The sequence below is a fragment of the Amycolatopsis sp. FBCC-B4732 genome (genome assembly GCF_023008405.1).
GTDB classification, from domain to species: domain Bacteria; phylum Actinomycetota; class Actinomycetes; order Mycobacteriales; family Pseudonocardiaceae; genus Amycolatopsis; species Amycolatopsis pretoriensis_A.
This window is the reverse complement of record NZ_CP095376.1, coordinates 4837719-4862926: the sequence shown is the minus strand read 5'-3', so window position 1 is coordinate 4862926 and position 25208 is coordinate 4837719. Positions and strand designations below refer to the sequence as shown.

Sequence of the window (25208 nt, the reverse complement as noted above, 5' to 3'; positions counted from 1 at the left end):
GGAGCTGACACATGTCCACCCCGAGCGACCGGGTCGTCGAAGCACTCCGTGCCGCGATGAAGGAGTCCGAGCGGCTCAAGCGGCAGAACCAGGAGCTGCGCGCCGCCGCCACGGAGCCGATCGCCATCGTGGCCATGGGCTGCCGGTTCCCCGGCGGCGTCCGCGGCCCCGAAGCGCTGTGGCGGCTCCTCGAAGCCGGCGGTGACGCGATCGGGCCGTTCCCGGCCGACCGCGGCTGGGACGTCGAGGCGGTCACCGGCGCTCGAGTGGACGAGCGGGGCATGGGCGTCAGCCAGGCGGGCGGGTTCCTCGACGGTGTCACGGACTTCGACGCCGGGTTCTTCGGGATCTCGCCCCGCGAGGCGGTGTCCCTGGACCCCCAGCAGCGGCTGCTGCTGGAGGTGTCCTGGGAGGCGATCGAGCGGGCCGGCCTCGACCCGAGGCGGCTGCGCGGCAGCCGGACCGGCGTCTTCGCCGGGACCAACGGGCAGGACTACGCCTATCTGATGGTCCGTTCGCTGGCCGACGCCGACGGTTCGGTCGGCACCGGCATCGCGGCGAGCGCGCTGTCCGGCCGGGTGGCCTACACGCTCGGGCTCGAAGGCCCGGTCGTCACGGTCGACACGGCGTGCTCGTCGTCGCTGGTCGCGGTGCACCTGGCCGCGCAGGCGCTGCGGGCGGGGGAGTGCACGCTCGCGCTGGCCGCGGGCGTGAACGTGATGTCGACGCCCGGGTCGCTGCTGGAGTTCAGCCGCCAGGGCGGGCTTTCGGCCGACGGCCGCTGCAAGGCGTTCTCCGACGACGCCGACGGCACCGGCTGGTCCGAAGGCGTCGGCGTGCTGGTGCTGGAGAAGCTGTCGGACGCGCAGCGCAACGGGCACGAGGTGCTCGCCGTGGTCCGCGGCACCGCGGTCAACTCCGATGGCGCGTCCAACGGGTTCACCGCCCCCAACGGTCCTTCGCAGCAACGCGTGATCCGGGCCGCGCTGGCCGCGTCCGGACTGTCCACTTCGGACGTCGACGTCGTCGAGGCGCACGGCACCGGTACGAAGCTCGGCGACCCGATCGAAGCCCAGGCGCTGCTGGCGACCTACGGGCAGGACCGCGAGACGCCGGTGCTGCTGGGGTCGGTCAAGTCCAACATCGGGCACACCCAGGCGGCGGCGGGGGTCGCCGGGATCATCAAGGTGGTCGAGGCGATCCGGCACGGGGTCGTGCCGCGGACGTTGCACGCTGAGACACCGTCGTCCCATGTGGACTGGAGCTCCGGTGCGGTGCGGCTCGCCACCGCGAACGAGCCGTGGCCCGCGGTCGATCGTGCGCGCCGGGCCGGGGTCTCGTCGTTCGGGGTCAGCGGCACCAACGCCCACGTCCTCATCGAGCAGGCGCCCGTCGCGGCGGCCGTCGAGACCGAGCGGGCGGACGTTCCGGCGCCGTGGCTGCTGTCCGGGCGCACCCCGGCCGCCTTGCGCGCCCAGGTCGCCCAGATCGTCGACGTCACCGGCGATCCCCTGGACGTCGCTTACTCCCTCGCCACCACCCGGTCGGCCTTCGAAGAGCGGCTGAGCGTCCTCGACCCGGACCCTCGTGCGGCGCTGGCCGCCTGGCTGGCGGACGGGGACGCGCCCGGCGTCGTCACGGGTTCGGTCGAGCGGCCGCCCGCGCTCGCGTACGTCTTCACCGGCCAGGGCGCGCAGTGGCCGGGGATGGGCCGGGGGCTGGCCGCGCGGTTCCCCGTGTTCGCCGACGCTCTGGCCGCTTCGCTCGACCGGCTCGACCCGGCCGTCCGCGAAGTGCTGCAGGGCAACGACGCCGCCGCCCTGGACCAGACCGGGTACGCGCAGCCCGCGTTGTTCGCGATCGAGGTCGCGCTGTTCCGGCTCCTGGAGTCCTGGGGGATCCGGCCCGACTTCGTCGCCGGGCATTCGGTCGGCGAGATCGCCGCCGCGCACGTGTCCGGTGTGCTGTCCCTCGACGACGCCTGCGTACTGGTCGGTGCCCGGGCCCGGTTGATGCAGGCGCTGCCCGCCGGGGGCGCGATGGTCGCCGTCCGCGCGAGCGAGGAGGACGTCCGGCCGTACCTGGGCGACGACGTCGCCATCGCCGCGGTCAACGGGCCGCGGTCGGTCGTGCTGTCCGGGGCCGAGGACGCCGTGCTGGCCGCGGCCGCGCACTTCGAGCGCCCGCGCCGGCTTTCGGTGTCGCACGCGTTCCACTCGCCGCTCATGGACCCGATGCTCGACGACTTCCGGGCGGTCGTGGGCGGGTTGTCGTTCGCCGAGCCGGTGCTGCCGTTCGTCGCTTCCGGGGACGTGACGTCGCCCGAGTACTGGGTGAGCCACGTGCGGGAACCGGTCCGGTTCGCCGACGCCGTGGCGCGGCTCGCCGGGTCCGGTGCTTCGGTGCTCGCCGAGCTGGGCCCGGACGCCGCGCTCACCCCGCTGATCGGGGACGGCACCGCGATTCCGCTGGGGCGCCGCGACTCCGACGAAGCCGCGGTGCTGACCGCGGCGCTGGCCGGGCTGCACACCGCCGGCGTACGGGTCGACTGGCCGGCGTTCTTCGCCGGCACCGGCGCGCGCACGGTTTCCCTGCCGACGTACCCGTTCCAGAGCGAACGCTTCTGGCCGTCCACTGTGGACGTCGCCGCCGACGCCGCCGGGCTCGGGCTCGACCCGGTGACCCACCCGCTGCTCGGCGCGTCCCTGGCCCCGGCCGGGTCCGACGGCCTGCTGCTGACCGGCCGCATCTCGGCGCGCACGCACCCGTGGCTCACCGACGGCGTGTTCCCGGGCACCGGTTTCGTCGAGCTCGCCCTGCGCGCCGGGCTCGACCTCGGCTGCGACCTGGTCGAAGAACTCACCCTCGGCGCCCCGCTGGTCCTCGCCGCCGACGAGGCCGCCGACCTGCAGCTTGCGGTCGGCGAGCCGGACGAGACCGGCCGTCGTCGCCTGGACATCCACACCCGCACCGAGGGTCGCTGGATCCGCCGCGCGGAGGGCGTCCTCGCCACCGGCGCGCACCACGAAGACTTCTCGGACGACTCCGGCATCGAAGTCGCTTTCGGCGAAGACGAAGCCGAGACGGCCCGCTTCGGGCTGCACCCGCGCCTGCTCCAGGACGTCCTGGAGGCCGCGGGGATCACCGGGTACCCCACCCGGTGGACGCGGGTTTCGCTGCACGCGACGGGAGCGGCTCGGGTCCGGGTCCAGGTCGGTGCCGGCCTGGCTCTCACCGACGCCGCGGGCCTGCCCGTGGCGTCGATCGGCTCGGTGCGCTCGGAAGCCGTGACCGCCGAGTCCGAGGTGGACTCGCTGTTCGAGCCGCGCTGGGTGCCGGTCGTGCTGCCCCCGGAAGGCGCCACCGACGTCACCCTCGTCCGGCTGGCCGGCGACGGCAGCCCCCTGGACGACCTCACCACGCTGACCACCCGCGCCCTCGAACTGGTGCAGGACTGGCTGGCGGACGAGCAGTCCGCGGCGTCGCGGCTGGTCTTCGTGACCGAGGCCGGCGACCTCGCCGCCGCGGCCGTCTGGGGCCTGATCCGCACCGCCCAGGCGGAAAACCCGGGCCGCTTCGTGCTGGTCGACGTCGACGCCGAGACCACCGACGCGACCATCGCCCGTGCCCTCGCCCTCGACGAACCCCAGCTGCAGCTGCGCGGCAACACCGCCCGCGCCCCCCGCCTCGCCCGCCTGGACGCCGCACTTTCACGTGAAAGTGCCCACCTGGGGGCCGCACTTTCACGTGAAAGTGCGGCCTGGGATCCGGACGGGACGGTCCTGATCACCGGCGGCACCGGGGGACTGGGGGCCGAGCTGGCCCGGCACCTCGTGCGTGAGCACGGTGTCCGGCACCTGCTGCTGCTCAGCCGTCGCGGCCCGGACGCGCCCGGCGCGCGGGAACTGCAGGAGGAGCTCGGCGCCGAGATCCGCGCCTGCGACGTCGCCGACCGCGACGACCTGGCCGCCGCGCTCGCCGCGGTTCCGGCCGAACACCCGCTGACCGCGGTCGTGCACGCGGCCGGCGTGCTCGACGACGGCGTCGTCACCGCGCTCACCCCGGAGCGGCTCGCCCCGGTGCTGGCCGCCAAGGCCGCCGCCGCGTGGCACCTGCACGAGCTGACCCACGACCTCGACGCGTTCGTGCTGTTCTCCTCCGTCGCCGGGATCATGGGCGGCGCCGGGCAGGGCAGCTACGCCGCCGCCAACAGCTTCCTCGACGCCCTCGCCGAGCACCGCCACGCCGCCGGCCTGCCCGCCCACTCGCTGGCCTGGGGCTCGTGGACGGTCGGCATGGCCGGCTCGCTCGCCGAAGCCGACCGCGCGCGGATGGCCCGCTCGGGCATGCCGCCGCTCGAACTCGACCACGGCCTCGCGCTGTTCGACGCCGCCCTCGCGCTGCCGCGGGCCCTGGTGGTGCCGGTCGCCGTCGACCTCGCCGCCCTGCGCCTGCTCGACGAGCTGCCGCCGATCCTGCGCGGCTTGGCCGGGGGCATCCGCCGCTCGGCCGCCACGACGTCCGGGGCCGCCGCCGACCTCGCCGGGCAGCTGCGCGCCCTGAGCGACGAGGAGCGGCTCGCGAAGGTCACCGATCTCGTCCGCGGCCGCGCCGCGACCATCCTCGGCCACTCCGATCCCGCCGCGGTCGGGGCCGCGAAGTCGTTCTCCGACCTGGGTTTCGACTCGCTGACCGCCGTCGAGCTGCGCAACCGGCTGGCGGCGGTGACCGGGCTGCGGCTGCCCTCGACGCTGGTGTTCGACCACCCGACGCCGGTCGCGGTCGCCCGGCTGGTGCTGGCCGAGCTGTTCGGCGACGCGGCCACCCCCGCCGCGGTGACCACCGGACGGCGGGACGACGACCCGATCGTCGTGGTCGGGGTCGCCTGCCGCTTCCCCGGCGGGGTCGAGAGCCCCGAAGACCTGTGGGACCTGGTCGCCGGCGGCCGCAGCGGGGTGTCGAGCTTCCCCACCGACCGCGGCTGGGACGCCGCCGCGCTCGCCGCCTCCGACACCCGCGCGGGCGGGTTCCTCTACGACGCCGCCGAATTCGACGCCGGGTTCTTCGGCATCTCCCCGCGCGAAGCCGTCGCCATGGACCCGCAGCAGCGCCAGCTGCTCGAAGTGTCCTGGGAGGCACTGGAACGCGCCGGGCTGGACGCGACCGGCCTGCGCGGCTCGCGCACCGGCGTGTTCGTCGGCACCAACGGCCAGACCTACTCCGACCTGTTCCTCACCGCCGACGTCGAGCTGCGCGGCCAGACCGGCACCGGGATCGCCGGCAGCGTTGTCTCCGGTCGCCTGTCCTACGTGCTGGGCCTGGAGGGCCCGGCGATGACCATCGACACCGCCTGTTCGTCGTCGCTGGTCGCGATGCACCTGGCCGCGCAGTCGCTGCGGGCGGGGGAGTGCGACCTGGCGCTGGCCGGCGGTGTCACGGTGATGGCGACGCCGGGCGGGTTCGTCGGCTTCAGCGGCCAGAACGGCCTCGCGCCGGACGGCCACTGCAAGGCGTTCTCCGACGACGCCGACGGCACCGGCTGGTCCGAAGGTGTCGGCGTGCTGGTGCTGGCGCGGCAGTCCGAGGCACTCCGCGCCGGGCACGAGATCCTCGCCGTGCTGCGGGGTTCCGCGGTCAACCAGGACGGTGCGTCGAACGGCCTGACCGCGCCGAACGGCCCGTCGCAGCAGCGGGTCATCCGCGCCGCGCTGGCCGACGCCGGTCTGTCCACTTCGGACGTCGACGTCGTCGAGGCGCACGGCACCGGGACGACGCTGGGCGATCCGATCGAGGCGCAGGCGCTGCTGGCGACGTACGGGCAGGACCGTGAGACGCCGTTGCTGCTCGGGTCGGTGAAGTCGAACATCGGGCACACGCAGGCGGCCGCGGGTGTCGCGGGCGTGATCAAGGTGATCGAGGCGATGCGGCACGGGGTCGTGCCGAAGTCGTTGCACGTCGGCGAGCCGTCGTCCCATGTGGACTGGGAAGCCGGCGCGGTCGAGGTCGTCTCCGAAGCCGTCGAGTGGCCCGCGGTGGATCGGGCGCGGCGGGCCGGGGTTTCGTCGTTCGGGATCAGCGGCACCAACGCCCACGTCATCCTCGAAGCACCCGAGCCGCGGCCCGTCCCCGCGCCGCGCCCGGAGGTTCCGGTCGTGCCGTGGGTCGTGTCGGCCAAGACCGAGGACGCCCTCACCGCCCAGATCGCCCGGCTTACCGAGGCCGGGCCCGACCCGCTCGACGCCGGGTACTCCCTGGCCACCACCCGCGCGAGCTTCCCGCACCGCGCGGTGCTTTCGGCCACGCCGGACGGCGTCCGCGAGATCGCGCGGGGAACCGCGGAAGCGCTCTCGGTGGGCTTCCTGTTCACCGGCCAGGGCTCGCAGCGGCTCGGCATGGGCCGCGAGCTGTACCGCACCTCGAAGCCGTTCGCCACCGCGCTCGACGCCGTCCTCGCCCACCTCGACCCCGGCCTGCGGGACGTCCTGTGGGGCGACGACGGAAGCCTGCTCGCCGAAACCGGCTGGGCGCAGCCGGCGCTGTTCGCGCTCGAAGTCGCCCTGGCCCGCACGGCCGAGGCGCACGGCGTCCGGCCCGCCCGGGTCGCCGGGCACTCGGTCGGCGAGATCGCCGCCGCGCACATCGCCGGCGTGCTGTCCCTCGAGGACGCCTGCGCGCTGGTGACCGCCCGCGGCCGCCTGATGCAGGCCCTGCCGCGCGGCGGCGCGATGGTCGCCGTCGAAGCGTCCGAAGAGGACGTTCGCGCCCGGCTCACCGGCGGCGTCGACATCGCCGCGGTGAACGGCCCGCGCGCGGTCGTGCTCTCCGGCGCCGAGGACGCGGTGCTGGCGGTGGCGTCGACGTTCGGGAAGACCAAGCGGCTCAAGGTGAGCCACGCGTTCCACTCGCACCTGATGGACCCGATGCTCGACGACTTCCGCGCGGTCGTCGCCGGGCTGGCGTTCACGCCGCCGCGGATCCCGCTCGTCACCAGCGGCGACGTCACCGACCCGGAGTACTGGGTCCGCCACGTCCGCGACACCGTCCGCTTCGCCGACGTCCTCGCGGACCTGGACGTCACGGCGTTCGTCGAGATCGGCCCGGACGGCGTCCTCTCGGCACTGGTCGACGAGCCCGGCGCGCTCGTGACCCCGTTGCTGCGCAAGGACCGCCCGGAAGCCGAGACCGTCCTTAGCGGACTGGCCCGGCTGCACGTCGCCGGCGTCGATGTCGACTGGACGCCGTGGTTCACCGGCGCCCGGCGGATCACCCTGCCCACGTACGCCTTCCAGCGGCAGCACTACTGGCCGCGGGTGGTGCCGGGCCGCGGCGCCGTCGAGCGCCTCGGGCTGACCCCGGCCGGGCACCCGCTGCTGGACTTCGCCGTCGACCTCGCCGACTCCGGCGGTGTCGTGCTGTCCGGGCTGCTTTCGCGGGACGCCCAGCCGTGGCTGGCCGACCACGTCGTCGGCGGGCACGTGCTGTTCCCCGGCACCGGGTTCCTCGACCTCGCCGTCCGCGCGGCGGACCAGGTCGGCTGCTCGGCCGTGGAAAGCCTGTCCATCGCCGCGCCGCTGTGGCTGCGCCCGGACGAGCCGGTGCTGCTGCAGATCGCCGCCGGCGGCCCGGACGACGCCGGGCGCCGCGAGCTGACCATCTCCGCCCGCGGCACCGGCCCGCACGCCGAGTGGGTGCAGCACGCGGCCGGGTTCGTCGCGGTCGGGGAACACCCGGCGGCGCCGCCGGGGGAGTGGCCGCCCGCCGGGGCGACCGAGCTCGACGTGTCCACCGTGTACCCGGAACTGGCCGCGACCGGCCTGGCCTACGGACCCGCTTTCCGCGGCCTGACCCGGGCCTGGCTGGACGGCGACACGCTGCTCGCCGAGGCCGAGCTGCCCGGCGAAGCCGACGGCGACTACGGCCTGCACCCGGCCCTGTCCGACGCGGCCCTGCACGCCCTCCACCGGCTCGACACGATCGCGGGCGGCCTGCCGTTCGCGTGGTCCGGGGTGTCGCTGCACGCCTCGGGCGCGACGCGGATCCGTGCCCGCTTCACGCCGGTGGACCGCGAGTCGGTGGCGATCGCGGTCACCGACGAGGCCGGCGAGCCGGTCCTGACCGTCCAGTCGCTCCAGCTGCGCGAAGCGGCCCAGCGCGACGCGGACGACGACTCCCTCTTCCAGACCACGTGGGTCCCGGCCGCCCTGGCCAAGGACGCCCCGGCGGGCACCTGGGCCCTGCTCGGCGACGACCCGCAGCTGGCGGCGGTGGCCCGCCCCTGCGCGGACCTCGAAACGGCACTGGCCCTGGAACCGGACGTGCTCCTGGTCCCGCTCGGCGCCGGCCCGGACGTCATGAACGAGTCGTTCATGACGTCGGACGCGGTGAACGAGTCGTTCACGGCATCCGGCGGCGGCGGACACGACCTGCTCACCGCGGTCCGCGAGGTCACCGCGCAGGCCCTGGCCGTGCTGCAGAACGCCGACGAACGGGCCCGCCGGGTCGTCTTCGTGACCCGGGAAGCCGTCGCCGTCGAGCCCGGGGACCGGATCGCCGATCCCGCCGCCGCGGCCGCCTGGGGCCTGATCCGCTCCGCGCAGTCCGAGCAGCCCGGCCGGTTCGTCCTCGTCGACCTCGAAGCCGGCGCGGCCCTGCCCGGCACCGGGTTCGTCGTCTCCGGGGAACCCCAGTTCGCCGTCCGCGGCGAAAGCGTCCGCGTCGCCCGGCTCGGCCGCCTCGCCGGCAACGGCGACCTCCTGCCCCCCGCGGTACCGGCGTGGCGGCTCACCGCCGGTCCCGCGGGCATCGACGACCTGGGCGCCGAAGCGTGCCCGGCCGTGCTCGACGACCCGCCCGCGGGCCACGTCCGGGTCCGCCTCGAAGCGGCCGGGCTCAACTTCCGCGACGTCCTGTCCGTGCTCGGCATGTACCCGGGCAAGCTCGGCGACCTCGGCGCGGAAGGCGCCGGCGTGATCGAGGCGGCCGGCGAGGGCGTCGACCCGGCCCGGATCGGCGAGCGCGTCTTCGGCATGCTGCCCGGCTCGTTCGGCACGCACAGCGTCTCCGACGTCCGCTACCTCGCGCCGGTGCCCGCCGGGTGGTCCGCGCGCACCGCCGCGTCCGTCCCGCTCGTCTTCCTGACCGCCTACTACGCGCTGGTCGACCTCGCGGACCTCAGGCCCGGTCAGAAGATCCTCATCCACGCGGGTGCCGGCGGCGTCGGCATGGCCGCCATCCAGCTCGCCCACCACCTCGGCGCCGAGGTCTTCGCCACGGCGAGCGCGGGCAAGCAGCACGTCCTGCGCGAACTCGGCGTCGCCGGCGACCACATCGCCTCCTCCCGCTCGCTGGAGTTCGGCGCCGATTTCCGCCGCGTCACCGGCGGGACCGGCGTCGACGTCGTGCTCAACGCGCTGACCGGCGAGTTCGCCGACGCCTCCCTGGACCTGCTCGCCGACGGCGGCCGGTTCCTCGAGATGGGCAAGACCGACATCCGCGACGCCGCCGCGCTGCCGCGGGTCCGCTACCGCGCGTTCGACCTCGGCGAGGCCGGGCCCGACCGCACCGCAGAACTGCTCGTCGAGCTGCTGCGGCTGTTCGAAGACGGCGTCCTCACCCCGCTGCCGATCCGGAGCTGGGACCTGCGCCAGGCCCCGGCCGCGTTCCGGCACATGAGCCGTGCGAAGCACGTCGGCAAGATCGTGCTGACCCTGCCGCCGCGCTGGGAACCCGACGGCACCGTGCTGATCACCGGCGGCACCGGCGGGCTGGGCCGCGAGCTGGCCCGCCACCTCGTGCGCACCTACGGCGTCCGGCACCTCCTGCTCACCAGCCGCCGCGGGCCCGACGCCCCCGGCGCGGCCGAGCTGCGCGAAGAGCTGGGTGTCGACGTCACCATCGCGGCCTGCGACGTCGCCGACCGTGACCAGCTCGCGGCCGTGCTCGCCCGGATCCCGGCCGCGCACCCGCTGCGGGGTGTCGTGCACACCGCGGGCGTCCTCGACGACGGCGTCGTCGCGTCGCTCGACCCGGCGCGCCTGGACACCGTGCTGCGGCCCAAGGCCGACGCCGTCGTCCACCTCGACGAGCTGACGCGTGAGCTCGACCTGGCCGCGTTCATCGTCTTCTCCTCGGTCGCCGGCACGGTCGGCTCGGCCGGGCAGGGCAACTACGCCGCCGCCAACGCCTTCCTCGACGCCTTCGCCCAGCGCCGCCACGTCGAAGGCCGCGCCGCGCTCTCCTTGGCCTGGGGTGGCTGGGAAACCGGCATGGTCGGCACGCTCACCGACGCCGACCGCGAGCGGATGGCCCGTGGTGGCGTGCCGCCGCTGACCGTCGAGCAGGGCATCCGGCTGTTCGACCGGGCGACCCGCTCGCCGAGCGCCGTGGTCGTGCCGATGCGCGTCGACCTCACGGCGATGCGCGCCCAGGGTGAGCTGCCGTGGCTGCTGCGCCCGGTCGCCCGGCCGGGCCGCCGCCGCGCGGGTGGCGACGCCGAGCACGTGCGCGGGTCGCTGCGCGAACAGCTCGCCGGGATGCGCCCGGCCGAGCAGCTGCGGGTGCTCACCGGGCACGTCGCCGCCGAGGTCGCGACCGTGCTCGGGCACGCGGCCGACGACGTCGAGACCACGCGGGAGTTCCGCGAGCTGGGCTTCGACTCGCTGACCGCGGTGGAGTTCCGCAACCGGCTCGCCGCGGTGACCGGCCTGCGGCTGCCCTCGACGCTGGTGTTCGACTACCCGACCCCGGGCGCGGTCGCGGAGTTCCTGCGCGGCGAGCTGGTCGGCTCGGCCGGCACCGGCACCGCCGTCGTGGTCACCGGGCCGGTGTCCGACGACCCGGTCGTGGTCGTCGGCATGGCGTGCCGCTTCCCGGGCGGCGTCACCGGTCCCGACGGGCTGTGGGACCTGGTCGCCTCGGGCGGGGACGCCGTTTCGGGTTTCCCGGCCGACCGCGGCTGGGACGCCGCGGCGCTGGCCGCCTCCGACACCCGCGCGGGCGGGTTCCTCTACGACGCCGCCGAATTCGACGCCGCGTTCTTCGGGATCTCGCCGCGTGAGGCCGTCGCGATGGACCCGCAGCAGCGGTTGCTCCTCGAGGTGTCGTGGGAGGCGTTCGAACGCGCCGGGCTGGACGCGACGCGCCTGCGGGGTTCGCGCACCGGCGTGTTCGTCGGCACCAACGGCCAGACCTACTCCGACCTGCTCATGACCACCGACGCCGACCTGCGCGGGCAGACCGGCACCGGGCTGGCCGCGAGCGTCGCCTCCGGCCGGCTGTCGTACGTGCTGGGCCTGGAGGGCCCGGCGATGACGATCGACACCGCGTGCTCGTCGTCGCTGGTGGCGCTGCACCTGGCCGCGCAGTCGCTGCGATCGGGGGAGTGCGATCTCGCCCTCGCCGGCGGCGTGACCGTGATGGCGACGCCGGGCGGGTTCATCGGGTTCAGCGGCCAGAGCGGCCTCGCCCCCGACGGCCGCTGCAAGGCGTTCTCCGACGACGCCGACGGCACCGGCTGGTCCGAAGGCGCGGGCCTGCTGGTCGTCGAGCGGCAGTCCGACGCACTGCGCCACGGGCACCGGATCCTCGCCGTGGTGCGGGGTTCCGCGGTCAACCAGGACGGCGCGTCGAACGGCCTGACCGCGCCCAACGGGCCGTCGCAGCAGCGCGTCATCCGCGCCGCACTCGCCAGCGCCGGTCTGTCCACTTCGGACGTCGACGTCGTCGAAGCGCACGGCACCGGCACCACCCTGGGCGACCCGATCGAAGCTCAGGCGCTGCTGGCGACCTACGGGCAGGACCGCGGCACGCCGTTGCTGCTGGGGTCGATCAAGTCCAACATCGGCCACACCCAGGCAGCCGCCGGCGTCGCCGGGATGATCAAGGTGATCGAGGCGATGCGGCACGGGGTCGTGCCGAAGTCGCTGCACGTCGGCGAGCCGTCGTCCCATGTGGACTGGGAGGCCGGCGCGGTCGAGGTCGTCGCCGAGGCCGTTCCCTGGCCGCCGGTGGGCCGGGCCCGCCGCGCGGGCGTTTCGTCGTTCGGGATCAGCGGGACGAACGCCCACGTCATCCTCGAAGCACCCGAAGCGCGCCCGGAAACCCCGCGCGAGGAGCCGGCCGCGATCCCGGTGCCGCTCGTCGTCTCCGGCCGGACCGCCGACGCGCTGCGGGACCAGGCCGCCCGCCTCGCCGAGCGGCTCGAGACGTCCGGTGAACTGCTCGACGTCGCCTTCGCCGCGGCCACGACCCGCGCGAGCTTCGCGCACCGGGCCGCGATCGTCGCCACCGAACCGGAAGCCGCGGTCCGCGAGCTGCGGGCACTGACCGGCGCCACCGAGACCGGCCGCCCGCCGGTGCCGGCGTTCCTCTTCACCGGGCAGGGCGCGCAGCGGCTCGGCATGGGCCGCGAACTGGCCGAGGCGTACCCGGTCTTCTCCGCCGCCCTCGACGAGGTGCTCGCCTTCTTCGACCCCGGACTCCGGGACGTCATCTGGGGCACGGCCGCCGACGCCCTGGCCCAGACCGGGCATGCCCAGCCCGCGCTGTTCGCGATCGAGGTCGCCCTGGTGCGGCTGCTGGCGTCGTGGGACGTGCGGCCGGACTTCGTCGCCGGGCACTCCGTCGGCGAGATCGCGGCCGCGCACGTCGCCGGGGTGCTGTCCCTGGAAGACGCGTGCACGTTGGTGGCCGCCCGCGGCCGCCTGATGCAAACGCTTGCGCCCGGGGGCGCGATGGTCGCCGTCGAAGCCTCCGAGGCGGACGTCCGCCCCCTGCTGACCGGCGAGGTCGACCTCGCGGCGGTGAACGGGCCGCGTTCGGTCGTGCTTTCCGGCGCCGAAGACGCGGTGCTGGAAGTGGCGGCGCGGTTCGAGAAGACCAAGCGGCTCGCCGTCAGCCACGCATTCCACTCGCACCTGATGGACCCGATGCTCGACGACTTCCGCACGGTCGTCGCCGGGCTGACGTTCGCCGAGCCGGAGATCCCGGTCGTCTCCGCCGGGGACGTCACCGACCCGGAGTACTGGGTCGGGCACGTCCGCGGCACCGTCCGGTTCGCCGACGCCGTCGCCGGGCTCACCGAGCGTGGCGTGACGGCGTTCGTCGAGGTCGGGCCGGACGCCGTGCTCACCGCGCTGGTCGACGTCCCGGGCGCGGCGGTCGTCCCGGTGCTGCGCCGCGACCGCGGCGACCGCGCTGCCGTGGCCGCCGCGGTGGCCGCCCTGCACGTCGCCGGCACCCGGATCGACTGGGCCGCCTGGTTCGCCGGCACCGGCGCCCGGGCCACGGACCTGCCCACCTACGCCTTCCAGCACCGCCGCTACTGGCCGGAACCCGCTGTCCGGACCGCCGCGGACGACTCCTTCTGGTCGGTGGTGGAGAACGGCGACCTCGCGTCGCTGGCGGCGGACCTCCAGGTCGACGCCCCGGCGCTGGAGTCGGTCGTCCCCGCCCTGTCGGCCCTGCGCGCGCGACGGCAGCGCCAGTCCGTTGTGGACGGCTGGCGCTACCGCGTCGAATGGCGCCCCCTCACCACGTCGGCCGCGACGGCCGGCGAACGGCTGGTCCTCGTCCCGCCCACGGACGACCCGTGGGTCCGCGAGGTCGCGGCCGCGCTGGGCACTTCCCTGACCGTGTCCACTGTGGACCGGGAAGAGCTGGCCGGCCTCCTGCGCCCGCACCTCGCCCCGACGGTCGTCTCGCTGCTCGGGCTCGCCGAGACCACCGCACTCGTCCAGGCCCTGGACGACCTCGGTGCCGACACGGCGCTGTGGTGCGTCACCCGCGGCGCGGTGTCCACCGGCCCGGCCGACCCGGTCACCGCGCCCGCCCAGGCGGCGATCTGGGGCCTCGGCCGCGTCGCCGCGCTGGAGTACCCCCGCCGCTGGGGCGGCCTCGCCGACCTCCCGGCCGACCTCGACGCCCGGCTCCTCGGCCGCCTCGCCGGGGCCCTCGACGGCGACGACGACCAGATCGCCGTCCGCGCCTCGGGTGTCTACGGCCGCCGCCTCGTCCCGGCGACCGCCGCGCCCACGCCGTGGCGGCCCCGCGGCACCGTCCTCGTCACCGGCGGCACCGGCGCGCTCGGCTGCCACGTCACGAAGTGGCTGCTCGGCCAGGGCGCCGACCGGGTCGTGCTGGCCAGCCGCTCCGGCGGCGAACCGGGCCCCGACGAGCGGGTCGTCGTCGCGCGCTGCGACGTCGCGGACCGTGCCCAGCTCACCGGACTCCTCGAAGCTCACCGGCCCGACGCCGTCGTGCACGCCGCCGGCGTCCTCGACGACTGCGTCCTCGGCAGCCTCACCCCGGACCGCTTCGACGCCGTCTTCCGCGCGAAGGTCGACTCGGCCGTGCTGCTCGACGAGCTGACCGGCGACCTCGACGCGTTCATCCTGTTCTCCTCGGTCGCCGGCGCCGTCGGCAACCCCGGCCAGGCCAACTACGCCGCCGCCAACGCCGTGCTGGACGCGCTCGCCGAAGCCCGGCGCGCCCGCAGCCAGGCCGCGACCTCGATCGCGTGGGGCGCCTGGGCCGGTGACGGCATGGCCGCCGGTCTCGGCGGTGGCCTGGACCCCGACCTCGCCGTCACCGTGCTCGCCGACGCGGGCGGCCCGGCCGCGCAGCTCGTCGTCGCCGACATCCAGAACGCCGACGTCCTGCGGTCGCTGCTGAGCATCCGCCGCAGCCCGCTGCTGGCCGACCTGCCGGTCGTCCGCCGGGTCCTCGCCGACCTGGCCACCGAACCGGCCACCGGGGGAGCACTGGCCACGCGCCTGCTCGCGGCCCCCGCGGCCGAACGCGCGAGCGTGCTGCTGGACCTGGTCCGCGAGCACGTCGCCACCGTGCTCGGGCACGCGGGCACCGCGGAAATCGGGGCCACGCGGGCGTTTTCGGACCTCGGGTTCGACTCGCTCACCGCGATCGAGCTGCGCAACCGGCTCGACGCCGCCACCGGCCTGAGCCTGCCCGCGACCCTGGTGTTCGACCACCCGAACCCCCTTGCCCTGGCCGAATTCCTCCTCGTCGAAGTGCTCGGCGGCGACGTCCCGGCGACCGCCGTGGCGGGCCCGGCGAACGCCACCGACGACCCGATCGTCGTGGTCGGCATGAGCTGCCGCTTCCCCGGCGGCGTCCGCACCCCCGAGGACCTGTGGACGCTGCTGTCGGAAGGCCGCGACGCGATCACCGGGTTCCCCGCCGACCGCGGCTGGGACATGTCCGCGCTGGCGGGCGAGGGGCGCGGCAGCAGCTACGTCGACCGCGGCGGGTTCCTGCCCGACGCCGCCGACTTCGACCCCGAGTTCTTCGGCATCTCCCCGCGCGAAGCACTGGCGATGGACCCGCAGCAGCGAGTGCTGCTGGAGACGTCGTGGGAGGCCGTGGAGCGCACCGGCATCGACCCGACCGGCCTGCGCGGCAGCCGCACCGGCGTCTTCGTCGGCACCAACGGCCAGGACTACGCCGGCGTGATCGTCCGCTCCGCCACCGACGTCGAGGCCCACGCGGGCACCGGCGTCGCGGCCAGTGTCGTGTCCGGCCGCCTGTCCTACGTGCTCGGGCTCGAAGGCCCGGCGATGACCATCGACACCGCGTGCTCGTCTTCGCTGGTCGCGCTGCACCTCGCGGCGCAGGCCCTGCGCGCGGGGGAGTGCGACCTCGCGCTCGCCGGCGGCGTCACGGTCATGGCCACCCCGGTCAGCTTCGTCGGCTTCAGCCGCCAGAACGGCCTCGCGCCGGACGGGCTGTGCAAGGCGTACTCCGACTCGGCCGACGGCACGAGCTGGTCCGAAGGCGCCGGTGTGCTCGTCGTCGAGCGGTTGTCCGACGCACGCCGGCACGGCCACGACGTCCTCGCGGTGGTCGCCGGTTCGGCGATCAACTCCGACGGCGCGTCCAACGGCCTCACCGCGCCCAACGGCCCCTCGCAGCAGCGCGTGATCCGGCAGGCCCTGGCCAGTGCGGGACTGCGTCCGTCCGATGTGGACGTCGTCGAGGGCCACGGCACCGGCACGACCCTCGGCGACCCGATCGAGGCGCAGGCGCTGCTGGCCGCGTACGGGCAGGACCGCCCGGCGCCGCTGCTGCTGGGGTCGGTGAAGTCCAACCTCGGCCACACCCAGGCCGCGGCGGGCGTCGCCGGCGTCATCAAGATGATCCTGGCCCTGCAACGGGAACGGATCCCGGCGTCCCTGCACGTCACCGAGCCCTCCACCCACGTCGACTGGACTTCGGGTGGCGTCGAGCTGCTCACCGAGCCCGTCGAGTGGCGCGAGAACGGGCACCCGCGCCGGGCCGGCGTCTCGTCGTTCGGCCTGTCCGGCACCAACGCGCACGTGATCATCGAGCAGGCCCCGGCTTTCTCCCCGGCTTCGCCGGAGCGGGAGGTCACGCCGGGCGTGGTGCCGTGGCCGGTCGCCGGCCGGTCCGAAGCCGCCCTCGACGCGCAGCTCGCCGCCCTGCCCCGCGACCTCGACCCGCTCGACGCCGGGTTCTCGCTCGCCACCACGCGCTCGGCGTTCGAACACCGGGCCGTGCTGGTCGACGGCACGCCGGTCGCCCGCGGGATCGCGCGGGAGCGGACGGTCGCGTTCCTGTTCACCGGCCAGGGTTCCCAGCGGCTCGGCATGGGCCGCGGGCTCTACGCGCGATTCCCGGTCTTCGCCGACGCCTTCGACGCGGTCTGCGCGCACCTCGACACCGTCCTGCCGCGTCCGCTGCGCGAAGTCGTCTTCGGCGACGACCCCGCGCTGCTCGACGAGACCGGCTGGGCCCAGCCCGCGCTCTTCGCGCTCGAAGTCGCGCTGTTCCGGCTGGTGCGCTCGTGGGGCGTGCGGCCCGCGTTCCTCGCCGGGCACTCGGTCGGCGAGATCGCCGCGGCCCACGCCGCCGGGGTGCTGTCGCTGGCCGACGCGTGCACGCTCGTCGCGGCCCGCGCCCGGCTCATGCAGGCGCTCCCGTCCGGCGGCGCGATGGTCGCCGTCCGCGCCACCGAGGACGAGGTCCGGCCGCTGCTGACCGGCGGCGTCTCGCTCGCCGCGGTGAACGGGCCGTCGTCGGTCGTGCTCTCCGGCGCCGAGGACGCCGTGCTGGCCGCGGCGGCGGGCTTCGAGCAGACCAAGCGGCTCGCCGTGTCGCACGCCTTCCACTCGGCGGCGATGGACCCGATGCTCGACGACTTCCGCGCGGTCGTGGCCGGGTTGGCTTTCGCCGCACCGGAAATCCCGGTCATCGGCGACTTCACCTCGCCGGAGTACTGGGTGCGGCAGGTCCGCGACACCGTCCGCTTCGCCGACACGACCGCGCGCCTGCTCGAGGCCGGAGTCACGGCGTTCGCCGAACTGGGCCCGGACGCCGTGCTCACCGCGCTCGTCGACGGCGAAGTCCTCGCCCCGGTGCTGCGTGCCGGGCGCGACGAGGAGACGACCGCCGTCACCGCGCTGGCCGCGTTGCACGTCAACGGCGTGCCGGTGGACTGGACCGCGCTCTTCGACGGCACCGGCGCCCGGCGCGTCCCGCTCCCGACGTACGCGTTCCAGCGGCAGCGCTACTGGCCGCGGCTCATCCCGGGCCCGGGGCAGCTCGGCATCACCGCGGCCGGGCACCCGCTGCTCGGCGCGGTCACCGAACTGGCCGGCTCCGGCGAGGTCGTCTTCTCCGGCCGGCTCTCGCCGTCGTGGGTCGACGAGCACGTCATCGGCGGCCAGGTCCTGTTCCCCGGCGCCGGGTTCCTCGAACTGGTGGTGCGCGCCGGCGACCACGTCGGCTGCGGCCGCGTGGAGGACTTTACGGTGGCGGCGCCGCTGGTGCTGTCCGCCGCGACGCTCGTGCAGGTCGTGGCCGGCGCCCCGGACGCGGACGGCCGCCGCGAGGTCAGCGTGTCCTCGCGCGCCGACGCCGAGTGGGTCCGCCACGGCACCGGCGTCCTGGCCCCGGGCACGCTCCCAGCCGGCTTCGACGCGGGGGAGTGGCCGCCCGCCGGAGCGTCCGAAGTGGACCTGGACGGGTTCTACGAGAACTTCGCCGAGGCCGGATTCGCCTACGGGCCCCAGTTCCGCGGCCTGCGCCGGGTGTGGCTGCGTGACGGCGAGGTCTTCGCCGAAGCCGAGCTGCCGGGCGACGACCACGAGGACTACGGCCTGCACCCGGCCCTGCTCGACTCGGTGCTGCACGCGATCTCTTTCGCTGATTCAGTGCCGGGCGGGCTTCCGTTCTCGTGGGCGGGCGCGGAACTGCACGCCACGGGCGCCCGCCGGGTCCGGGCGAGGATCGCGCGGGCCGGCGACGACTCGGTCACCCTCGACCTCGCCGACGAGACCGGTGCGCCGGTGCTGTCGGTGGACGCGCTGACCCTGCGCGCGGCGACGCCGGTCGAGTCCGGGCCCGAGTCGCTGTTCCGCGTCGACTGGCTGCCGTTGCCCGGTGCCGAGCCCGAGGGAAGCTACGCCGTGCTGGGCGCCAGGCTCGCGGACCTGGGCACGGAGTACCCGGACGTCGCCACGGCGCTGGCCGCGGAGCCGGACGTGCTGCTGGTCCCGGTGCACGGCGGCACCGACGTGCTCGCCGACGTCCGCCGGGTCACCGCCGATGTCCTCGTCATCCTGCAGACCCCGAACGAGAGCACGCGGATCGTCTTCGTCACGGAGGGCGCCGTCGCCGGGGAAGACCTCGCCGCGGCCGCCGTCTGGGGCCTGGTCCGCTCCGCGCAGACCGAGAACCCGGGCCGCTTCGTGCTCGCCGACGTCGACGACGCCTCCCTGGCCGGACTGCCCGCCGCCATCGCGACCGGCGAACCGCAGCTGCTGCTGCGCGACGGCACCGCCCGGGCCGCCCGCCTGACCCGAGCCGCACTTTCACGTGAAAGTGCCGGCCTGGGCCCCGCACTTTCACGTGAAAGTGCGGGCTGGGACCCGGAAGGGACCGTCCTGATCACCGGGGGTACCGGTGGGCTCGGCCGTGTCTTCGCCCGGCACCTGGCCGCCGAGTACGGCGTCAAGCACGTCCTGCTCGCCAGCCGTCGTGGCGGGGACGCCGACGGGGTCGTCGAACTGGTCGCCGAACTCGCCGCGCACGGCACCGAAGTCACCGTCGCCGCCTGCGACCTCGCCGACCGCGCCGCCACGGCGAACCTGCTGGAGAACATCCCGGCCGACCGCCCGCTGACCGCGATCCTGCACGCCGCCGGGGTCCTCGACGACGGCGTCCTCGGCTCCCTCGACCCCGGCCGCCTCGAGACCGTGCTGCGCCCGAAGGCCGACGCCGCCTGGAACCTGCACGAGCTGGCCGGCGACGTCGACGCGTTCGTCCTGTTCTCCTCGGTCGCCGGCACCATCGGCTCGCCGGGGCAGGCGAACTACGCCGCCGCCAACGCCTTCCTCGACGCCCTCGCCGCCCACCGGCACGCCCGCGGGCTCGCCGCGACGTCGCTGGCGTGGGGCGCGTGGGAGACCGGCATGGTCGGCACCCTCACCGACGCCGACCGCGAGCGGATGGTCCGCGCGGGCATGCCGCCGCTGCCGGTCGAGCAGGGCTGCGCGCTCTTCGACCGGGCCGTCGCGCTCACCGAACCCGCGCTCGTGCCGGTGCTGATCGACCTGCCGCGGCTGCGCGGCCTGGCCGAACCGCCGTGGCTGCTGCGCCCGGTCGGCCGCCGCAGCCGTCGCGGTGCGGGCCGGGCGACTCCGGCCGCGAACGCCCTGCGCGAGCGGCTGTCCGGCCTCCGCGAGAGCGAACAGCGCAAGGCCCTGCTGGAGGTCATCCGCACCCAGGTCGCCGCCGTGCTCGGGTTCGACGCCGCGAGCGTCGACGTCGAGCGCGAGTTCCGCGGCCTCGGCTTCGACTCGCTCACCGCCGTCGAGTTCCGCAACCAGCTCGCCACGGCGACCGGCCTGCGGCTGCCGGCGACCCTGGTGTTCGACCACCCCACCCCGGTCGTGCTGGCCGGCTTCCTGCGCGGCGAACTGGCCGGCGAGGACGTCCCGGTCACCCGCACCACGGTCAAGGCGCCGGTGTCCGACGACCCGATCGCCATCGTGTCGATGGCCTGCCGCTACCCGGGCGGGGTCACCTCGCCCGAGCAGCTGTGGCAGCTGGTCCTCGACGGCGGCGACGGCGTCGGGCCGTTCCCGGCCGACCGCGGCTGGGACCTCGCCGGGCTCTTCGGCGCCGACCGCGGCCGCTCGTACGTCCGCGAAGGCGGTTTCCTCGGCGAGGCCGGGATGTTCGACCCCGGCCTGTTCGGCATCTCGCCGCGCGAGGCCCTCGCGATGGACCCGCAGCAGCGGCTGTTGCTGGAAACGTCTTGGGAGGTCGTCGAACGCGCCGGCGTCGACCCGCTTTCCCTGCGCGGCAGCAAAACCGGCGTGTTCGCCGGCGTGATGTACCACGACTACGGCCAGGGCGTGCAGTTCCCGGAGGAGGCTCTCGGCTTCCTCGGCATCGGCACCGCGGGCAGTGTCATGTCCGGGCGTGTCGCCTACGCGCTCGGTCTCGAAGGCCCGGCGGTCACCATCGACACGGCGTGTTCGTCGTCGCTGGTCGCGATGCACTGGGCGGCCCAGGCCCTGCGGGCCGGGGACTGCGAACTCGCGATCGCCGGTGGTGTCACGGTGATGGCGACGCCGGGTGCCTTTGTCGATTTCTCGGCTCAGGGCGGCCTCGCGCAGGACGGCCGGTGCAAGTCGTTCTCCGACTCCGCCGACGGTGTCGGCTGGGCCGAAGGCGCCGGCGTGGTCCTGCTGGAGCGGCTGTCGGATGCCCGCCGCAACGGCCACGAAGTCCTTGCGGTGGTGCGCGGTTCGGCGGTCAACCAGGACGGCGCGTCCAACGGCCTCACCGCCCCCAACGGCCCTTCGCAGCAACGCGTGATCCGCCAGGCGCTGACGGTCTCCGGGCTCACGACGTCCGATGTGGACGTCGTCGAAGGCCACGGCACCGGTACCCCGCTCGGCGACCCGATCGAGGCGCAGAGCCTGCTGGCCACCTACGGCCGGGACCGCGAAACGCCGCTGCTGCTGGGTTCGGTGAAGGCCAACATCGGCCACACCCAGGCCGCCGCCGGGGTCGCGGGCGTGATCAAGATGGTCCAGGCCATGCGTCACGGCATCGTCCCGAAGTCGCGCTACTCGGCCGAACCGTCGTCCCATGTGGACTGGTCCGAGGGCGCGGTCGACCTGGTCCCCGACACCACGGCGTGGCCCGACGTGGACCGCGTCCGCCGCTCGGCGGTGTCGTCGTTCGGGATCAGCGGCACCAACGCCCACGTCATCCTCGAGCAGCCGGCCGAGCAGCCCGCACCCCGGGCGACCACTTCGGACACCGGTCCGGTGCCGGTCGTGGTCTCCGGCCGGACGCCCGAAGCCCTGCGTGCCCAGGCCGCCCGCCTGGCCGAGCACCTCGAAACGACCGAGACCCCGCTGAGCGACCTGGCGCACTCGGCCGCGGTGACCCGGGCGGCGTTCACCCACCGCGCCGCGGTCGTCGGCAGCGAACTCACCGAGGTCGTCGCCGGACTGCGGGCCATCGCCGCCGGGGACGCCGCCGTGCAGGGCGAGGCGCGCGTCGCTCCGCCGGTCGCGTTCCTCTTCTCCGGCCAGGGTTCGCAGCGAATCCACATGGGACGCGGCCTGTACGTCGCGCACCCGGTGTTCGCGGCCGCGTTCGACGAGGTGCTGGCGCTGCTCGACCCGGACGTGCGAGCCGCCCTCGACGACGAGACCCGCATCGACCGCACGGAGTTCGCGCAGCCCGCGCTGTTCGCCTTCGAGGTCGCGCTGTTCCGGCTCCTGGAGTCCTGGGGCGTGCACCCCGACTTCGTCACCGGGCACTCGGTCGGCGAGATCGCCGCCGCCCACGTGGCCGGCGTGCTGTCCCTGCCGGACGCGTGCGCACTCGTTTCGGCACGGGCCCGGCTGATGGGCGCGCTGCCGTCCGGCGGGGTGATGATCGCGGTGCGGGCGTCCGAAGAGGACGTGCTCCCGTTCGTCGGCGAAGGCGTCGACGTCGCCGCCGTGAACAGCCGCGGCTCGGTCGTCCTTTCCGGACACGAGGACGCCGTCGTCGCGGTCGCGGCGAAGTTCGCCAAGCACCGGCGCCTGCGCGTCTCGCACGCCTTCCACTCCGTGCTGATGGAACCGATGCTCGCCGAGTTCGGCGACGTCGTCGCGAAACTGGACTTCGCCGAGCCGCGGGTGCCGGTCGTGTCTGCGGGTGACGTGACTTCTCCGGCGTACTGGGTCAGCCAGATCCGCGACACCGTCCGCTTCGGCGACGCGATCGAGCGGCTCACCGAGGCCGGCGTCACGGTGTTCGCCGAGCTGGGCCCGGACGCCACGCTCACCGCCGTCGTCGACGAGCCGGCCGCGCACGTGATCCCGGTGCAGCGCAAGGACCGCGACGAAGCCGCCGCGGTCGCCGAGGCCCTCGCGCGGCTGCACGTCGCCGGGGTCGCCGTCGACTGGGCCGCCCGTTTCCCGAAGGCCCGGCGGGTGGCGCTGCCGACGTACGCCTTCCAGCACGAGTGGTTCTGGCCGCTGCCGGCCGCCGGCGGCGACGCCACCGGCCTCGGCCTCACCCCGACCGGGCACCCGCTGCTCGGCGCGACCCTCGCACTGGCCGACTCGCCGGGCGTGGTCTTCTCGGGACGGCTGTCCGCGGCCACCCAGCCGTGGCTGCGCGACCACGTCGTCGGCGGCACGATCCTGTTCCCCGGCGCGGCTTTCCTCGAACTCGCGGTCCGCGCGGCCGACGAGGTCGGCTGCGCGGCGGTCGAAGACCTGACCCTGGCCGTGCCCCTCGTGCTCGACCCGGACGGCGCCGTCGTGCTGCAGCTGGCCGTGGGCGAGCCCGGCGAAAGCGGCCGCCGCGAGCTGACGATCTCCTCGCGGGCCGACGAAGACTGGACCCGGCACGCGACCGGCACGCTGGTCCCGCGCGCCGTGCCCGCCGAGGCGGTGCCCGGCACGTGGCCGCCGGACGGGGCCGTCGAGGCCGACCTCACGGACTTCTACGCCCAGGCGGCCGAAGCCGGGTTCGCCTACGGGCCCGCGTTCCAGGGCCTGCACCGCGTCTGGCGCTCCGGTGCCGAGGTCTACGCCGAACTGGCCCTGCCCGAAAGCGCCGACGCCGGCCGGTTCGGGCTGCACCCGGCGTTGCTCGACGCGGCCCTGCAGGCCATCGGCTTCGGCGAGGGCGCCCCGGCCGGGCTGCCGTTCGCCTGGACCGGCGTCACCCTGCACGCGTCCGGCGCGACCCGCGCCCGCGTCCGGATCACCCCCGCGGGCGGCGACTCGGTGACCCTGGCGCTGGCCGACGACGCCGGGAAGCCGGTCCTGACGGCCACCGGCGTCACCCTCCGCGCGGCCGAAGCCCCCGCCGAGGCTGACGCGCTGTTCGAGCTGCGCTGGACGCCGGTCCCGATCCCCGAGCCGGGCGCCGAGACCTGGGCGGCCGTAGGGGGCGACCTCGCCACCGCGCTCGGCGTCGAGGCCCACCCGGACTTCGCGACCGCGCTGGCGGCCGGCGCCGACGTCCTCGCCATCCCGGTCACCGGCGGCCCGGACGCGGCGGCTTCGGCCCACGCGCTCACCGCGGAAGTCCTGGAATACCTGCAAAGCCCGGCACCGCGGCTGGTGTTCGTCACCCGCGGTGCGGTCGCCGGGGACGACATCGCCGCGGCCGCGGTCTGGGGCCTGGTGCGCTCGGCGCAGTCCGAGGAACCCGGCCGGTTCGTCCTGCTGGACGCCGACGAACCCGACGGCACCGGCATCAAAGCGGCCCTGGCCACCGGCGAACCGCAGCTCCTCCTGCGCGACGGCACCCTGAGCGTCGCCCGCCTCACCCGAGCCGCACTTTCACGTGAAAGTGCCGACCTGGGCCCCGCACTTTCACGTGAAAGTGCGGGCTGGGACCGGGAGGGGACCGTCCTGATCACGGGTGGGACCGGTGGGCTGGGGCGCGTGTTCGCCCGGCACCTCGTGGCCCGGGGGGCGCGGAAGTTGCTGCTGCTCAGCAGGAGGGGGCCGGCCGCCGAGGGGGTCGATGCGCTGGTGGCGGAGCTGGCGGCCGACGTGCGGGTGGTGGCCTGCGATGTCAGCAACCGGGACGCGCTCGCGGCTGTGCTCGCCGACGTGCCCGACCTGACCGCCGTCGTGCACACCGCGGGTGTCGTCGACGACGGCGTGCTGGCGTCGCAGTCCCCGGCACGGCTGGCGACGGTGTTCGCGCCGAAGCTCGACGCCGCTTGGCACCTGCACGAGCTCGCCGGCGACGTCACCTTCGTGCTGTTCTCCTCGGTGGCCGGCACCATCGGCACGCCGGGGCAGGCCAACTACGCGGCCGCGAACGCGTTCCTCGACGCCCTCGCCGCCCACCGGCGCGCGCACGGCCACCACGCCGTGAGCCTGGCCTGGGGTGCCTGGGACACCGGCATGACCGGCGACCTGACCGACGCCGACCGCGAGCGGATGGTCCGCGGCGGGATGCCGCCCCTGGGCGCCGAGCAGGGCACCGAGCTGTTCGACCGCGCGGTGGCCGGCGACCTCGCGCACGTCGTCCCGGTGCGCGTCGACCTCCCGACCCTGCGCACCCGCGGCGAGCTGCCGTGGCTGCTGCGCCCGGTGGGCCGGCCCGGCCGCCGCAGCGCGGTCGCGGCGGGAGACCGGGCCGCCGCGGCGGACCTGCGGGTGCAGCTGGCCTCGATGCGGGAGAGCGAGCAGGAGCGCACGTTGCTTTCCCTGGTGCGCACCCAGGTTTCGGCGGTGCTCGGCCACCCGGCCGAGCAGGTCGGGGCCGGGCTGGAATTCCGCGAACTGGGCTTCGACTCGCTGACCGCGGTCGAATTCCGCAACCGGCTCACCGCCGCGACCGGGCTGACCCTGTCGGCGACCGTCGTCTTCGACTACCCGACCCCGGCCGGGCTCGCCGCGCACCTGCGGGCCGAGCTGGCCCCGGCCCCGGCCGCCGCGGCTTCGCTGCCGGCGGAGCTCGACCGGCTCGAAGAGCTGGTCGCCGCGGGCACGGCGGGCGAGTTCGCCGAGGCGGACGTCGCGGCCCGGCTGCGCCGGCTCCTGGCGAAGATCGCCGACGCGGAGCCCGCCGGCGAAGACGTCTCCGAGCGGCTCGACGCGGCCAGCACGGACGAGGTGTTCGCCTTCATCGACCACGAACTGGGCCGGCTCGGCGACGGGTCCGGACTCGAGCGGGAGGGCTGAGGC

Annotated in this window: 1 protein-coding gene; it reads left to right on the top strand. The window is 75.2% G+C overall.

Features of this window, described 5'->3' with window-relative positions:
* Positions 1 to 11: 11 nt before the first annotated feature.
* A complete protein-coding gene (locus MUY14_RS20855; protein WP_247024810.1) occupies positions 12 to 25205 on the top strand; it encodes a type I polyketide synthase in 25194 nt (8397 codons plus the stop codon).
* The last annotated feature ends 3 nt before the right edge of the window (positions 25206 to 25208 follow it).

Bases quoted from the DNA above. Each gene is read 5' to 3' on its own strand.
- MUY14_RS20855 (WP_247024810.1), top strand. From the start codon at position 12: ATGTCCACCCCGAGCGACCGGGTCGTCGAAGCACTCCGTGCCGCGATG.